At 59.9% G+C, this 16,059-nt stretch carries 13 protein-coding genes and 1 riboswitch; of the genes, 4 read left to right on the top strand and 9 right to left on the bottom strand.

The genetic code is table 11. The features are described from left to right. Nucleotides 1–111: 111 nt before the first annotated feature. Entirely contained in the window at nt 112–2,358 is a 2,247-nt protein-coding gene (gene metE / locus Q0X21_RS08740; protein ID WP_297851516.1) for a 5-methyltetrahydropteroyltriglutamate--homocysteine S-methyltransferase, read from the bottom strand. A 12-nt stretch (nt 2,359–2,370) separates the two neighbouring features. Further along, nucleotides 2,371–3,345: a methylenetetrahydrofolate reductase gene (locus Q0X21_RS08735; protein ID WP_297851515.1), complete on the bottom strand. Its 975-nt coding sequence runs from the start codon at nt 3,343–3,345 to the stop codon at nt 2,371–2,373. A 325-nt stretch (nt 3,346–3,670) separates the two neighbouring features. On the opposite strand from Q0X21_RS08735, the gene Q0X21_RS08730 reads away from it, so the two are divergent. Further along, nucleotides 3,671–4,306: a hypothetical protein gene (locus Q0X21_RS08730; RefSeq protein ID WP_297851514.1), complete on the top strand. Its 636-nt coding sequence runs from the start codon at nt 3,671–3,673 to the stop codon at nt 4,304–4,306. Nucleotides 4,307–4,320: 14 nt separating this feature from the next. On the opposite strand, the gene Q0X21_RS08725 is transcribed toward Q0X21_RS08730, so the two are convergent. Continuing rightward, nucleotides 4,321–4,881, bottom strand: coding sequence for a TetR/AcrR family transcriptional regulator (locus Q0X21_RS08725; protein WP_297851513.1), 561 nt, complete (start codon nt 4,879–4,881; stop codon nt 4,321–4,323). A 124-nt stretch (nt 4,882–5,005) separates the two neighbouring features. Here Q0X21_RS08725 and Q0X21_RS08720 point away from each other — a divergent pair, with 124 nt between their 5' ends. Together Q0X21_RS08720 and Q0X21_RS08715 are read left to right on the top strand one after the other, a co-directional pair. Further along, entirely contained in the window at nt 5,006–5,680 is a 675-nt protein-coding gene (locus tag Q0X21_RS08720) for a hypothetical protein (RefSeq protein WP_297851512.1), read from the top strand. After that, nucleotides 5,677–7,824, top strand: coding sequence for a YhgE/Pip domain-containing protein (locus Q0X21_RS08715; RefSeq protein ID WP_297851511.1), 2,148 nt, complete (start codon nt 5,677–5,679; stop codon nt 7,822–7,824). The genes Q0X21_RS08720 and Q0X21_RS08715 overlap by 4 nt, the downstream gene beginning before the upstream one ends. A gap of 159 nt (nt 7,825–7,983) precedes the next feature. Here Q0X21_RS08715 and Q0X21_RS08710 read toward each other — a convergent pair whose 3' ends face one another. From Q0X21_RS08710 to Q0X21_RS08695, 4 genes are all read right to left on the bottom strand, one after another. Beyond that, a complete protein-coding gene (locus Q0X21_RS08710; protein WP_297851510.1) occupies nt 7,984–8,697 on the bottom strand; it encodes an ABC transporter ATP-binding protein in 714 nt (237 codons plus the stop codon). Then, the gene (locus tag Q0X21_RS08705; RefSeq protein WP_297851509.1) at nt 8,690–9,535 is read right to left on the bottom strand and encodes an ABC transporter permease; all 846 of its coding nucleotides are present in this window, start codon (nt 9,533–9,535) and stop codon (nt 8,690–8,692) included. Before Q0X21_RS08705 ends, Q0X21_RS08710 begins: the two co-directional genes overlap by 8 nt. Next, nucleotides 9,516–10,535: an ABC transporter substrate-binding protein gene (locus tag Q0X21_RS08700; protein WP_297851508.1), complete on the bottom strand. Its 1,020-nt coding sequence runs from the start codon at nt 10,533–10,535 to the stop codon at nt 9,516–9,518. Before Q0X21_RS08700 ends, Q0X21_RS08705 begins: the two co-directional genes overlap by 20 nt. 38 nt (nt 10,536–10,573) lie before the next feature. Beyond that, a riboswitch (TPP riboswitch) is annotated at nt 10,574–10,699 on the bottom strand. A gap of 140 nt (nt 10,700–10,839) precedes the next feature. After that, on the bottom strand, nt 10,840–12,570 hold the full coding sequence (locus Q0X21_RS08695) for an ATP-binding protein (RefSeq protein ID WP_297851507.1): 1,731 nt from the start codon (nt 12,568–12,570) through the stop codon (nt 10,840–10,842). Between the two features lie 171 nt (nt 12,571–12,741). On the opposite strand from Q0X21_RS08695, the gene Q0X21_RS08690 reads away from it, so the two are divergent. Further along, nucleotides 12,742–12,990, top strand: coding sequence for a hypothetical protein (locus Q0X21_RS08690; protein WP_367172805.1), 249 nt, complete (start codon nt 12,742–12,744; stop codon nt 12,988–12,990). On the opposite strand, the gene Q0X21_RS08685 is transcribed toward Q0X21_RS08690, so the two are convergent. Both Q0X21_RS08685 and Q0X21_RS08680 read right to left on the bottom strand, forming a co-directional pair. Then, nucleotides 12,929–13,282 carry a homocysteine S-methyltransferase family protein gene (locus Q0X21_RS08685; RefSeq protein ID WP_297851506.1) on the bottom strand — a complete coding sequence of 118 codons (354 nt, stop codon included), beginning with the start codon at nt 13,280–13,282 and terminating at the stop codon, nt 12,929–12,931. The genes Q0X21_RS08690 and Q0X21_RS08685 overlap by 62 nt on opposite strands. Nucleotides 13,283–13,430: 148 nt before the next feature. Then, the coding region (locus Q0X21_RS08680; protein WP_297851505.1) for a hypothetical protein at nt 13,431–16,059 on the bottom strand (2,629 nt) is incomplete at its 5' end.

The raw sequence follows: 16,059 nt of genomic DNA, 5'->3' as shown, positions 1-16,059 counted from the left end.
CTCCCACGGGACTCCCACGGGGATCCACTCGGACCTCCCTGAAAGCAACGAAACCCCGGGAAACCATGCGAATGGTTCCCGGGGTTAGTCGTGTGGCAAGGGCCTTAAGGCTTAGAGGCCACCGACGACCTCATCGCGGGCAGCGACCATGTTGGCCAGGGCCGGCTCGACCTCGGCGTAGCCGCGGGTCTTCAGGCCACAGTCCGGGTTGACCCAGAGGCGATCGGTCGGGACGTTGACCAGCGCGGCCTTGATCAGCTCGACCATTTCTTCCTTCGACGGGACGCGCGGGGAGTGGATGTCGTAGACACCCGGGCCGATCTCGGCGTGGAAGGTCTCGTCGATGTCCTCGAGCAGCTCCATCTTGGAACGTGCAGCCTCGATGGAGGTGACGTCAGCGTCCAGGCCAGCGACAGCGTCGATGATCTGGCCGAACTCGGAGTAGCAGAGGTGGGTGTGGATCTGGGTGGTCGGTGCTGCCTCCAATGCGACGAGGCGGAAGGCGCGGACTGCCCAGTCGAGGTAGGACGGACGGTCCTCCTCACGCAGCGGAAGGAGCTCGCGGAGTGCTGGCTCATCGATCTGGATGACCTTGATGCCGGCCTTCTCCAGGTCAGCGACCTCGTCAGCCAGGGCGACGCCGATCTGGTCGGCGGAGACGGACAGCGGAACGTCATCGCGCTTGAAGGACCAGGCCAGGATGGTCACCGGGCCGGTGAGCATGCCCTTGACCGGCTTGTCGGACAGGGACTGTGCGTAGGCGGACCACTCGGTGGTCATGGCCTCCGGGCGGGAGACGTCACCAACGACGATTGGCGGACGGGTGCAGCGGGAGCCGTAAGACTGGACCCAGCCGTTCTCGGTGACAACAAAGCCGTCGAGAAGCTCGGCGAAGTACTGGACCATGTCGTTGCGCTCCGGCTCGCCGTGAACCAGAACGTCGAGGCCGAGGCGCTCCTGCAGCTCGATGACGTTCTTGACTTCCTGCTTGAGAGCCTCGTTGTACTGCTCGTCATTCAGCTCACCGGCGCGGTGGTCGGCGCGAGCCTTGCGGATCTCGGTGGTCTGCGGGAAGGAACCGATCGTGGTGGTCGGCAGCTTCGGCAGGCCAAGAGCCTTCTGTGCTTCCTGACGCTCAGCGAATTCCGGCTGGCGCTGGACGGCGCCGGAAGGCAGGGCGTCGACGCGCTCAACAACAGCAGCGTTGTGGATACGGGTGGACTCGGCACGGGTACGCACGGCACGGTCGGAACGGCCGAATGCCTCCGGCGCGTTCTCCTCACCAGCGACGAGAGCGGTGATCTCCTCGATCTTCTCGTCAGCAAAGGAGAGCCACGGTGCGACGTCGACCGGGATGTTCTTCTCAGCGTTGAGGGTGTGCGGGACGTGCTGCAGGGAGGTGGAGGTGGACACGGATTCAGTGCCCAGCTTGTTCAGTACCTCGACCTTTTCGCGCAGGTTGGCGGCCCAGACGTTGCGGCCGTCGATGAGACCGGCAACGAGGGTGGTGTCCTTGCCGTCGAAGGCAGCAGCGACGCGTGCTGGGTAGTCAGCATCAGCGTCGAGGGTCCACGGGGAAAGGTCGACGTGAACGGCATCCGGTGCGACGGCAGCCAGGGCATCGAGGCCCTTGCGTGCAGAACCGTACGGGGTGGTCACGTAGACCTGCGGGCGGTTGTCAGAAGCCAGGAGCTTGGACCATGCCTGCTCGGTGTACTTAGCCAGGTCAGCGTCCGAGGTGGACAGGTCAGCGACCAGTGCCGGTTCAGCGACCTGGACCCACTCGACGCCGGCTTCCTTGAGGGCGGCGAAGACGGTGGCGTAGGCGTCGACAAGCTTGTCCAGCAGGGACCACTCGACCGGCTTGGACAGGGCGAGCAGGGTGACCGGGCCGACGAGTGCCGGGCGGACCTTGTGGCCAGCCTCGCGTGCTTCCTCAACCAGGCGGACGATGCGCTCCGGCGCCGGGGTGATGTCCTGACCAGCGGAAACCTCCGGTACGAGGTAGTGGTAGTTGGTGTCGAACCACTTGGTCATCTCCAGCGGCACGCGGGTGTCGTTGCCGCGGGCGAGGGCGAATTCCTCGTCGAGGTCGGTGCCACCGGCGATCAGGCCGACGGTCAGACCGGTCTCGAGGACCTGGTCGTAATAAGCAACGTCAGCCGGGATGGCGTAGTCCTCGGTCAGGCCGAGGTCGCGCAGGTGGTTGTAGGTATCAATGCGCAGCGCACGGGTGGTGGTGCGGAAGGTCTCCGCGTCGATGCGGCCGGCCCAGTAGGACTCCAGCGCGCGCTTCAGCTCGCGGTTGGCGCCGATGCGGGGGTAGCCCTCGATCGTGGCCTTGGGGAATGTGCTCACTGTTTCTCCTTGTTATTTCTGTTTGGGTTCTATTCCGAGCCGCGACAGCAGGTCTTGCGTCACCGCCAGATTGTTGTGGGTGTAGATGTGCAGGCCGCCTACGCCGGCGTCGAGAAGCTTGCCGGCGAGTTCAACGGTGAGCTGCATGCCCACTTCGTATTCCTCGTCGGGGTCGCTCGCCGCCGCCAGCTTTTCGACGACACGCTGCGGCACCTCGATCCCCGACAGCACGCCCATGCGCTGGGCCCGCTTCAGGCTCGTCATAGGCATGATGCCGGGGATCAGGGGGATGCGTACGCCCGCCATGCGTGACTGCTCAGCGAAGCGGAGGTAGTCCTCTGCCTCGAAGAACAGCTGAGTGATGGCGAAGTCTGCGCCGAGCCGTTGCTTGGACAACAAAACGTCCAAGTCCAGGTCCGGCGTGGGCGATTCAGCGTGGCCGGACGGGTAGCACGCCACGGACAGGGCGAGTTTGCCCGCGGCGAGGCGGAAGGCGTTCTCGTCCTCGATCTCGCGGATGAGCGAGAGCAGCTCGGTGGCGTACTGGAGGTAGCCCTCCGGCAGGCTGGTCTCCCCTTCCGGGAGGTCGCCGCGCAGGGCGAGGAAGCCGCGCACACCGGAGTCGATGAGGGTGCGGATCCAATCTGCCAGCTCATCGACGGGCCCAGCGGTGCATGCCAAGTGCGCGATGGTGGGCAGGTTGGTGCACTCGTTGAGCCGGGCAATGAAGTCGGCGGTGCCCTGCAGCCAGCCGGAACGACGTGAGCTGGTCACAGCCAGGTAGTCCGGGTGGTAGGAAACCAGACCGTGGATGAGGTCTTTCAGCTTCGCTTCATCCGCGTCGTGGCGGGGAGGGATGAGCTCGAAACTCAGTGCGGTCCTCTGCTCCCGCTTCACAGCGGGGCGGGCACCGTCTTGGGGTGCTTCGTCGAGGAGGTCCAAGGGCGCAGACGCCGACAGCCTCGACGAAAAGTGTCCTTCAGTCACCGAAGGAGTCCTTTCGTCGTATCGGTTCAGGGTTTGTCATACCGGCCACGTGTGTGTCCGGGCGGCTGGGCTCAGCACTTGGAAACTGGTTTGGAATGTAGCCCGGTGGTGTTTAAGTGATCAATGGGCTGTGGTGTTTCAACGTTTGTTTGTGCTGCTCAACGCCGTTCTGATCGTGAATATAAAAGCCAAAAATTCTCCAAAAATGAACCGAGCTGTCCATTTTTTGGGCCCGCTTGGTTCAATCTCCACGACGCGGCCCGCGGACTTCACTACTGTGGGACTCACACAGCCACGAATTTGTGATGAAAGGGCCGATGAAACCATGAATCTCCGAAATCTCCGCATCGCAGCTGCGGTGGGTGGCACCCTGCTGAACCGCTACCGCGAGCTGAACAAGGAACAGAAACGCGACGTGTACGAAGCCGTGCGAGCAATGGCCCGCGGCAATAATGAGAACTCCGAGGAGGACACCTCGAAATTCGACGCGGCTCGCCTGCAGGCGGGGGATATCACCCGCGCAGCGCACGCCCGCCTGGATCGTCGTCGCGCCCTGTTTGAGGCTGAGCAGCTGGACAAGAAGCAGAAGAAAGAGCTGGACAAGGCCCTGAAGAAGCGCCAAAAGCAGAACAAGAAGAAGCGCAAGAACGGCATTTTCGCCGGCGTTTCCATCCTGGCTTTGCTCGCCGCAGTCGCAGGTGGCGTCTACTACTTCATCTTCGGCACTGACTCCCCTGCCCCAGCAAAGAAGGCCCCAGCAAAGAAGGCTCCAGCTAAGCCAGCACCGAAGCCGACCGTGCAGCGCACCCAGCCGCCGACCGCCGCTGCCACGACGGACCACGGTCCGCTGAGCGAGGAGCCAGCCGAGCGCGATGAGGAGCTGCTGAGCTCCATCGACGAGCAGCTTTCCACGTTGGACACGCTTGACGACGATCAGCGTGAGGGCACCGACCCCCGCTAAATCCTCGGAAGCGTTTAGCTCTGCCTCCGCCAAGCGGTGAGCAACCGCCCGAGCATGTGGCGCTGCACATCTGGGTTGTGTTGGACCAGCTTCCCGTCCAACGGGCGGGTGACCACGAAGACCTCCGCGGCGAAATCCAAAGGGGTCAAGTCAGCGGGAACCAGACCGGCTAGCGCGGCTTTGTCCAGCAATGTCTGGAAGGCAGCGATGGCCTCTTCCCGCTTGGCTGCCAGTTCGGGGTTGCCGTGCCAGTGGTCGAAGGTGATCGCATGGACCAGGGGCCCGACTCCGTAGTCGAGGAGGCTCCAGACGAAGCGGTCCCAGTGGGTCTGGGGGTCTTCGTCGAGAAGCGTGTGCACGTCCGCGATCTTTTTCTCCAAGATGCCCAAAAGCCGCAACCCGCAGGCGACATCGAGATCGCTGCGCGTGGGAAAATTGCGGTAGAGGGTGGCAATGCCAACGCCTGCGCGGGCGGCGACTCCTTCTAAAGTCACCGTGGATTCTGGCATGGTGCGTAACATGTCGCACGCTGCGACAATGATTTTTTCGCGCCTGAGTTTTGCGTCTGCTCGCATGGTTTTCGCCTTGACTAATTGGTCGATAGCGAGGACCATACGTCAGGAATAACCGATAGTCTAACCTCCACTTAATTTGAGGGGTATCCCAGTGGAAACAATCATCAGTGTTAAAGACCTCACCATGAGGCGGGGTGACTCCCCACTGAATTTCGACGTCGCCGACGGCCTCACGCTGCTGATCAATAAGCGCGAATCCGGCACCTCGACCCTGAGCATGGCCCTCGCCGGTCGCTACAGCCCCAAAGGCGGTTCGGTCCTGCTGTATGGGGAGGAGACAAAGCCACGTCAGCGCTTCAAGCGCATCGCGCTTGCGGGTTCCGAGCTCATCGATACCCTTGAGCGCCAGGTGGATGTCCGCGAAGTCATTCGCGAACAGGTCGCGTGGAGCCAAATGTTCTTCGTGCCCCTGCGCCGCGACATTCTCAACCACCCCAAGGTCGAGCCGTGGCTGGAACCGCTCAACCTCACGCACCTCGACCCATCGGTGGACGTGGGCAAACTCGGCGTTACAGACCGCTTCCGTCTGCGCATCCTGCTGGCACTCATCGCCCGCCCGGAGGCAGATCTGTTGATCGTCGACGACATCGACCAGATCCGCAGCCTCAAACTGCGTGACACGCTTCTCGACGACTTGGTCGCCCTCTCCCACCACCTGCCTATCCTGGCCACCACTGTCAACGATGACACCGGCGACCACGCCGACCACATCGTCGACCTGCGCCACGAGGCATCGGCTGAAGATACGGAGACTGAGGATACCGAGGATACCGAGGAGATTGAGGAGGTCACCTCATGATTTCAGGCCTGCACATCGGCTCGCACTTTCGCAAGCTCCTCAACGGCAAGCTGCCACCTTTGGCGCTGATCGCCGTTATGCTTTTGCCGCTGCTTTTCGGTGGCTTGTTTGTGTGGAGTTACTGGGATCCGCTGGGGAATATGAACAAGATCCCGGTGGCCTTGGTCAACTCCGACGAAGGTGCCGAGGGCCCGGACGGCGATGAGATTCACGCCGGCGACGAGGTGACGGAGAAATTGCTCGAAATCGAGCCCATGAACTTCGTCGAGCTCAGCCCCGAGGACGCCCGACAAGGTATCGCGGACGGTACCTACTACCTGGGAGTGGAGATACCCAAGGACTTCTCCGAGGCCTCTGTCAGCGTGAATTCGGATGACCCGCACCCAGCGAAGATCAACGTCACGCTGAACAACACCAACGGCTTCATTCCCACGATGCTGGGTAACCAGGTCACGCGCGTGATGACATCGGTGATCAGTGAAACCGTCGGCCAACAGATATCGCGTCAGCTCTTCGTCGGCTTCAACACCATCGGCGACGGCATGGAACAGGCCGCTGACGGCGCCGACCAGCTTCACGACGGCACCGGTAAGGCCGTCGAAGGCGGCGGCAAGCTCGGCGACGGCGCAGGTCAACTCAATGATGGCCTCCAGCAGGCCAGGGAGAAAACACCTGAGCTCGTCGATGGCATCACCCAGCTCGACGACGGCGCCCACCAACTGGACAGTGGCGCCAACAGGCTTAACGACGGCCTGGGCCAGGCCTCCGACGGCGCCGACGAATTAGCCAACGGCATGGGCCGCTTGCGCGATGGCGTGAACACCCTCGGTGCCGGTGCTGCTGCTGTGTCTGAAGGCGTGAATAAGGTCACCGGGATCGGCGCCCAGCTGGAGGAGATCCAGGCTGCGAATCAGCGGTTCAACGCGTCGATCGACAAAGCTATCGCTGATCTGGAAAACGTCGGTGGTCCTGCCGCCCGCGACCTGGTCAAGCGCTTGCGCCAACTGCAGGACGAGGCTGGCATTTCCGTCGTTGATCCGCAGACCCAGCAGATGATCGACACAGCCCTGGACCCGAACACGATCTCACAGCTGAACCAGCTGCGTGACGGTGCCGCCAAGCTGGCCGATGAGCTGAATAATCCAGCCGCCCAGTTTGTCACCGGCATCAATGACGCAGCCGATGGCGCACAGCGTCTTTCCGACGCACTGCACCTGCTGCACGACGGCTCTGGTGAGCTCGTTGCCGGCACCGCCCGTCTCACCGATGGCACGTCCAAGCTGGTCGTCGGCGCCCGCACCCTTGCCGATGGCACCACCAAGCTCGCCGACGGCTCCGAGCAGCTCGTCGTGGGCATGGACGAACTTAACGACGGCCTGGTCCAGCTCGATTCCGGCTCCGGCGAATTGGCCCTGCGCATCAACGAGGGTTCTGAGCAGGTCCCGAGCTTTGAGGGCAGCAAGCTGGACAAGGCCTCGGATGTCGCCGGCGCCCCCGTGCGCATGGAAAACGCCGGTGATGAGCTGACCACCTTCGGTCAGGGCCTCTCCCCCTTCTTCCTCTCCCTGTCCCTGTGGTTCGGCGGCTTGATCCTGTTCATGATCTTCAACCCGATCTCCCGCCGCGCGATCGACTCGGGCACCAACCCGGCGCGTGTGGTCATGGGTTCCTGGATCCCCGCCGTCCTGGTCGGCCTCGTACAGGCCTTCAATCTGTGGGCTGTGCAGTACTTCTTGCTGGACGTGAACCCAGAGCATCCGTTCCAGATGCTGCTGTCCCTTGGGTTCATCGCCGCCGTGTTCAATACGGTGATCCTGGCCATCTACTCACTGTTCGGCCCCTCCGTGGGCCGCTTGATCACGATGGTGCTGATGTCTCTGCAGCTGGTGGCCTCCAACGGCCTTTACCCACCAGAGGTGCAGCCGAAGTTCATCCAGTGGGCCCACTCCTGGGATCCGATGCGCTTCTCCGTCGACCTGATGCGCCACACTCTGTTTGGCACCTCGCCTGGGGATAACCGTGTCGCCGTCGCTATGACCGTCCTCGGCGCCCTGGGCGTGGCAGCATTCCTCCTAGCCATGCTGGGATTCTGGAACGAACGCGTACTGCGGGAAAAGGACATCCACCCCGAACTGGATGTCTAGTCCCGCCACCCTGCCTCATCCCAGAAACACAACCACCTCTCGATCGAGATGGCGCATTCACCCATTGACAGTCCCCATTGACAGTCCCACCCAAAATGGGCATTGTTACCGTTTGATTGTTACCTTTCGCGCAATTGGTTGGATCCCACCCGCGGGTAGCTAGTGCTTCTGCAGGTGCTCCAGGATGCGGCGCTCCAGCTCGCCGAACTCAGGGGAACTGACCACCTCGGTGCCGCGGGGGCGGGGCAGGTCAACGGTGATGATCTCCCGCACGCTCGTCGGGCGGGGGTTGAGCACCACGATGCGGTCTGAGAGCAGGATCGCCTCGCGCACGTCGTGGGTGATCAGCAAAGCTGTCCAGTCGTGCTCAGCCCACATCCCTTGCAGCCAATTCTGCAGGTCATTGCGGGTGAGGGAATCGAGGGCGCCAAAGGGTTCGTCGAGAAGCAGTGTGCTCTTTTCCTGCACAACCGTGCGCAAAAGTGCGGCGCGTTGACGCATGCCACCGGAGAGCTGGAATGGCAGGGCGTCCTCAAAACCATCGAGACCGAATTGCGGGAACCATTCGCGTGCACGGGCGCGCGCTTCCTTCTTAGGCACGCCTTGCACTTCGAGGCCGAGAGCTGCATTCGCTTCAATCGTGCGCCACGGAAAAAGCAGGTCTTTTTGCGGCATGTAGGCGGTGGTGCCGTCGAAGACCACCTCGCCTGAATCTGGTTTATCCAGCCCGGCGATGATGTTGAACAGCGTCGACTTGCCGGCGCCCGACGGGCCGATGAGCGAAACAAACTCGCCTGGTTCCACATCAAAGCTCACGCCGTCGAGGACCTGGCGGTCGCCGAATGCGCGGCTAATATTCTTCAGCTCAAGCACGTTCGGCCTTCCTTTCCTTGATGTGCCACGGAATGACAGCGCGCTCAATGAGATAGGTGGACAGGTACAAAAGCACGCTGATCACGGCGGTCACCGCCACGGCAGCGAGGACGAGGTCGGTGCGGAAGGCATTCTTCTGCACACTCATGTAAATGCCCAGGCCCTGCTTGGCACCGACGTACTCCGCAAAGATCGCGCCGGTCACGGCATAGGTAATACCGATGCGCAGGGCGGTGAAGAATTCGGGCATTGCCGACGGCAAACGCACCATCCAGAACTCACGCCACCTCGAAGCCCCCATGCTGCGCAGCAGGTTTGATGCCTCACGGTCAGTGCGCGCGAAACCTTCGATCAGGCCAATGGCGATGGGAAAGAATGTCACCAGGGCGACCACCAGCATTTTCGGCAGAAGGCCGAAGCCGAACCAAATGATCATCAGCGGTGCGATCGCAATGATCGGAATGGTCTGCGATGCCACGAGCAGCGGTGTGAGGCCCCGCTTCAGCATTGGGGAGAAATCAATCGCGATGGCGATGATCCACGCGCACACCAGTGACAGGGCGAAACCGATCAATGTAACCTGCAGCGTAGCCAGGGCGTGTGTTCCGATAACCTCTCGCTGCATCCATCCAGCCCGTGCAACCTGGGACGGTGCGGGCAAAACCTGCGGGCGAACACCTGTGATGCGCACGAGTACTTCCCACACCGCTAAACCAGCGATGATGAAAAGCAGTGGTGCCCACAGGTTGTTGCTCAACCCGCGCGCCCGGCCGGCGGCACTGCCGGCAGCAGCAGAGATCACGGGCGCCGAGGCAGTCTTAGTCGGCGATGTACTCATTGGTGAAGTAGGTGCTCCAGTCCGGGGCTTCGGTCAGGGGGTTATTGGATGCGTCGACAAGCAGCTTGTTGTCAAAGAGGAACTGACCCAACTCGGACCACTGCTCTTGCGTCTGGGTGCCGAACTTGCCGCTTTCATCCAGCATGTATTTCTCGGACAGCATACGCTGGCTCTTCTTCAGGAATTCAAGGTCGGTGAGGACATCCGGATTCTGCTTCTGCAGGATCTCCGCAGCCTCATCCGGATTGTCCACCGCGTCCTGGAAACCGCGCTGGATTGCCTGGACGAATTTCTTGGCGTCCTCCGGATTTTCCTCCATCCACTTGTTTCCACCAACGACCACCATCTGGTAGCTATTCGGCAAGCCGTAGTCGGTGTATGTGAAGTTCTTCAGCTCAACACCACGGTCTGCGGCCTCAATGCCCTCCCATGCCACGTACGGCACGGTGAAATCGACGTCGCGGGAGTACAGCGCCTCATACGCCGAGGTCCCCAGGGTGACCTCCTCGAATTCGCCCTTGCCACCATCACCGCGGATGATGGCCTTCAAAATCGCATGGTCTGCTGGGGAGCCGAAACCACCGAAGATCTTGCCGTCCAGGTCAGCCGGGCGCTTGATGTCATCGCGTTCAGAAAGCACGCTGACCTCGGTGGTCCAGTTCTGCTCGATCGCGAGCACGGAGCGCACATCTGCACCCGCCGCCTTGGCCATGGTCATGCGGTCCTGCGTATCGGCTGCGAATTCCGCATTGCCCGAATCAACCAATAGGACCGGGTTGCTGTCGTTGTACGGCACGACCTCAACATCCAAGCCCGCTTCCTTGAAGTAGCCCTTCTCCATGGCCACATAAACACCGGTGTGGTTCGTGTTCGGCGTCCAGTCCAGAGCGAAGCGGACCTTGGTCATGCCGTCTTCTTCACCGGCGCCGCCGCATGCCGCCAGCATCATGGTGGATGCCAACGCAGTCAAAAAAACGGCGATTTTTTTAGTAATGCCCATTTACCTCGGCCTTTCTTCACGCGGAAAGGCATAGGCGCACGCAAACGCCGCGACTATCCCTCCGCCAGCATCAACTGGATCAGGTTCAACGGGTGTCATCTCAGCCTTCGCCTCTCAGCGTCTCGGCTACCTCACGCAGCCACTCGGCACCCCGTGTCACGTGCTTAACGTTATACCAGGGCAATACCCAGCTTCGAAGAGCTTTCGCTTATCGACGATCACCAGCCCACCACAAAGTGAGAATCACACTTAGAAAAATCGGCCATTTTTTCGCACTTTGGTTCCAACTTTGGCCTTTGGGCATTTACGTCCGCTTGTACACCGTCGCTTTTCGGCCCTGACCACCAATCATGACTACATGGTTCCCAGCGAGAAGTGGGTCAAGGGCATAACGCACCTGTGCCGCTGACAGGCCCGTCTCCTCGCATAGGTCCTTCAAAGTCACAGACTCACCGATGCCAATGGCGTTATACACCGCCGGGACGTTCTTACCCATTGCAGCCAATAACGGCCGGTCCACGTGAGTGCTCACCTGTTGACCCACAGTTGACATGTCCTCACCAGCTACGCCATAGATACCGTCCTGCTGATCAAGGAAACCTCTGTCTAGAAGCTGCTCAAGCATTCTTTTACATGTTCGCTCCCCTAATGGCGTGTATAACTGCACGATGTGCCGCAGCGTCGCACCACCATGGTTACGAAGATTGACCAGAAGGTCCTCCTCCGTCGGGGTTAGCTGCCGCCCGCGCTTCCCCTGCAATTCTTTTAACCACTGATTCTCTGCTTCAGTGAAGCGTGAACCGCGTGGAAAAAGCACCTTGAAACTAACGCCACTATCGATGAATCGTGGCTTGGGCAGACGAGCTTCCCGTGTCGCTGTGAGGATCTCTTGGATACCGCCACCTTCCCCCTCGATGAAACGCTCCCCGTCAGCCGTACGCAGGTAACGCGCAATCTCGTACAGCCGTTTGTTCACCGGCGCCTTTGTCAGCTCGGGGCTTTCCAGCTGAGATGCGGATAGGCCACGAAGTCCCCCAGGGCTGACCACCACGAGCATCTTCTCTGTAATCCGGATCTCAACTTTCTTGCCCACATCCATGGAGGGGCCCAAGTCACGGTGAACAAGTGCATTTGCCAGCACTTCACGGATCGCTGTAGGTGGGAATTCCGGCTCATCCACTAGGTGACCGTCTTCGGTGTATCGGCTGACCGTGTCAGAATTCTGGCGAATCCAGTCCATGACTTCCACCAACATCACTGGCAGCGGCCCTTCAATCTCCTTGAGGTTCTTGTGTCGGCCAATCCCGTCCCCGCGAGATAGTCTCACCGCCACCGTCGCACCTAGTGCAGGCTCAACTGACTGGGGCAGGTAACCAAGTCCGTACAGTCCTCCGAGCCGAATATTGCCCCGATTATCAGTGACTTTAGTGACCTGCAGTAGCTGTGCATCATCCTCAATCCTGGCCACTCGAGACCGTGACTGCCTCACTGAGGTGATGTACTGCTTGAGAATTTCCGGGTCGAGCACACCTGTATCGGTGCCTGGCACCGTTTGAAAATCAAAGTGCGGCTGCTGGTGTTCTGTAAGCGCGGAAAGTTCCAGCATTTTTTGATCATTAGAGTTCATCTCGTAATCGCCATCAGCCTGTCGGAGATAAGCCTTATTACGGAAAAATGCTGGCTTCTCAGACGGCATCAGCGGAGCAATTTCCACGACCACAACATGCTTTCCGTCAATGATGTGGTGAGAGAACGTGAGTTGTGGAGCCGGAGACACAGTATTGCGGTTCAATGATGCGATGGCTTTTTCCATCTCCGCCGGATTCTCCACACCGGTTACTTCGAAGCCTTTGCGTTCGCTAACACCGAGAATGATCGTTCCCGCCTGAGGCATATTCGCAAATGCGCACAGAGTCTCCCCGATATTGTCGGGGACTCCCCCAGCTGCAGTTTTGCACTCGACAAGCGTCGTGTCGTCACCGAAAGCACGAAGTTCTGCGAGCGTTTCTGCAAGTCGCGCATCTTTCCAACTCATGATTATGAGTCATATACACCTTTAACACTTTCACTACCTGCATATTCACACTCTAAATTTCAAAGTGAGAATCACACTTAGAAAAATCGGCCATTTTTTCGCACTCTGATTCCAACTTTGGCCTTTGGGTATTTCGCGGGGCTTTGCATCACTCGGTCTTATGGTTAATCCATGCAGAAAACGGTAGAGCCAAATTCTGAGGTCCACCGCGGCCTAGAAGTTCGGCATATGGTCATGCTCGCCCTCGGTGGCGTCATCGGCTCAGGTCTCTTCATCAGCTCCGGCTACACCATTACCCAGGCAGGTCCCTTGGGCGCTGTGCTTGCCTACCTTATCGGCGCGGCCGTCGCGTGGATGGTCAATATGGGCCGACCGATGCAGCTACATATAAAGGACGGTCATTGCCCTGTTCCGCACTGACCACCTCAGCTGCCTTCCGCGCCAGGTCAACACTGTGCCGAAGCAGCTCCTCAGCCTCATTCCCTAGCGCATCGAATGTCACTTGGTATGAGCAGGTCGTAGCCACATCAGCACCAGCACGGTAGAAGTCCTCATGTGCCCGCTGAACTTCATCAGGGTCATTGCGCAAGATCTCTGCCGACCACAGTGCTCCCGTGACATCGTTGCCACGGTCAGCGAGCCTGGTGCCTAATCCTCCATCAAAGATGAGGGGTGCTCCAGAAAGAGGTGAACTAGCAATCTCGTGCGTCATAGTCACCAACTCTAATCCCGCTGCACCTTTTCACTGACATGCCAAAAAGCGGACGAACCCCAGTTGAAGGAGTTCGCCCGCTTTAGTGTCAGCTCTGAGAACCACCCCCGCCCTTAAAGAGCGAGGAGTTCTGTAAGCGCGGAGCTATTTAGTTCTCGCTGCTGGAACCGTTGGAGTCCTTGGAGGAGCCCTGGCTCAGGTCAGCGATGCCGCAAGCGTGGACCACACCTGCGCCGACACCGGCGATGACTGCCAGTGCGCCGACTGCTGCGGCACCTGCGCCGAGCAGCGGAGCGATCTGGCCTGCAGCTGCGTTGACGTTAGCTGCTTTGCCTGCACGGTTGTTGTCGAAGATGCCCAGACCACGCTGGATCTCCGTGTTTGCCTGCTGGATTGCAGCGTTCAGCTGGCCGTGGATGTGCTCGAAGCCAGGGATCTTGACCTGGGAGAGGATACCCACCGGGATAGCCAGGAGCAGCGGCAGGGACAGCAGGGAGATGGCACCGATGCAAGCCGGGTTGGAGGAACCGTTCCGGTTCTTGCTGCTCTGGGTGTCAATGTTGATGTTCACGTTCGTGTTGTTCGTGACAGTCTTGCCATCCGGGCTGGTCCAGGTGACCGTGAACTTACGGTCGAGCGGCTGGCCATCCTTGCGGATGATGGTGAAGGTGCCGTCGCCGTTGTCCTTGATCTCGAACTCCTTGGTGACGTCCTTGTCGCCATCCTTGATGGTGATGGTGCCACCATTGCCCGGAACCTCAACAACGAAGCTGCCTTCGTCCGTGTTCTGGTCGGTGATGATCAGCTTGCCACCCTTGTCGCGGCCGCTGGTGTTGCCACCGTTGCCCTGATCGTCGCCGTCGATGACGATGATGTAGCGGTTGACGGTGTTGCCATCCTTGTCACGCTCTTCGATGACGATCCTGCCGGAGGTACCCGGCTTGTCGTCGTTCGGGCGGACAACGATGTTCTCGCCATCCTTCTCGATGATGACCAGGTTCTCATCGCCTTCGACGATCTCCACCTTGTTACCCGGCTTGATGTCGAACTCGATCCCGCCGGACTTCGAGGGCTCGCCATCGCCCGGGTTGGTGATGGTCACGTTGTGCTCGTGAACCTGACCCTGGGTGATGTCCACCACGTAGTTGGTGATGGTGCCGTCCGGGTTCTTGACCTCGATGACGATCTTGCCGGTAGCGCCGTCCTTCGGCTTGATGATCAGCTTGCCACCTTCGTGGGTGACTTCTGCCTTGCTGCCGCCCTCAATCACCTTGACCGTGGAGTTCTCCTCGATGCGGATGATCTTGGTCGTGGTGTTCTTGATGGTCAGCTCAACGTTGACCTTCTTCGGGGTGACCGGCTTGATGTTGATGATGTAGCGGACATTAACGCGGCCCTGTGCATCGCGGTCCTCGATGACGAGTTCGCCGTTAGCGCCGTCCTTCGGGTTCACGGTCCAGGAGTTGCCGTTCTTGGTGATGTCCACCAGGCCCTCACCCTTGACAACGTGCAGGTTGTCACCGGAGATCTTCAGGGTCTGCGAAGTAGTGATCTCGCGACGAATCTCCTTAACGTCCGCCGGGGTGATGGTGACGTTCCACTTGGTCAGCAGGTCACCGTTGGAGTTGCGCTCCTCAATGACGACCTTGCCGTTCGCACCTTCCTTCGGGCGCACCACGAGGTTGCCGTCGACACGCTCCACCTTGACCAGGCCCTCACCCTCGACGATCTCGATGGTGTTGGAGGAACGGCCCGGGGTGATGGTGAAGTCGTCACGGTCGGAGATCGAGTGGTTGAACTCGTTGACCTTGATCTGCTGCTGCGTCGAGGTGACAACGATGGTGTAGCGGCCGATGACCTGGCCGTTGTTGTTCACGATCTCGATCTCGGCTGTGCCGTTCTTGCCCTTGACACCGGTGACAATCAGGGTGTTGCCGTTCTTGTTCACCGTGACATTCTCGCCACCGCTGACGATGCGGTGGGTCCACTCACCGGTGATGTCGATGCGGGAGGTAGCACCGTTTTCCAGGGTGATCGTGCGGTTGACCACGGTCACCTTGTTCTTGACGTTGATGATGTAGCGGTGCTTGTTGCCCCACTCATCGGTGATGACCAGGACAGCCTGGCCGCTCTTGCCCGGCTTCGGGGTGATGACGAGCTTGCCACCGTTCTCGTTGATGTCAACGAGGTCGCCGCCCGTCTCGAACCCGTAAGAGCCCTTGTTCTCGATGATGATCTTGCCACCGGTTTCAACCGTCTCCACGTTGACGTTGGTCTCCGTGTTGATGGTGATGTTGATGGTGGCCTTGCCAACGACGTTTCCGTCCTTGTCGCGGATCTCAACAACGACGCTCTTGCCGTTGGAACCCGGCTTCGGAATGATCACGAGCTTGCCGTTCTCATTCTTCAGCTCAGCGTTCTCGCCGCCGCTGATGATCTTGAAGTCGCCACCCTCCGGCAGGGGGATGTAGTAGTGCTTGTCGCCCTGGTTGGAGCCACCGTTGATCGTCAGGTTGTAGACGTAGTTGTTGACGATGGTGGTGTTCGAGCCACCACCATTGTTGGTGCTCGTGTTATCGATAGTCACCTTGTATTCGAAGGTCTTGCCGTTGCTATCTGTAATAACAATGACAACGTCGCCCTTCGCACCAGGCTTCGGGGTGATGACGAGCTTGCCATCACGCTCAACGACGGTGACCAGGTTGCCACCCTTTTCAACCTTGAAGTTCCAGTCACCGGAGATGCGGTTGTCGATGTAGATCTCGCGGGAGCGCTCT

The organism is uncultured Corynebacterium sp. (genome assembly GCF_947253065.1).
GTDB lineage: Bacteria > Actinomycetota > Actinomycetes > Mycobacteriales > Mycobacteriaceae > Corynebacterium.
The sequence above is the reverse complement of the archived record's forward strand: the minus strand, read 5'-3'. Positions and strand labels throughout refer to the sequence as shown.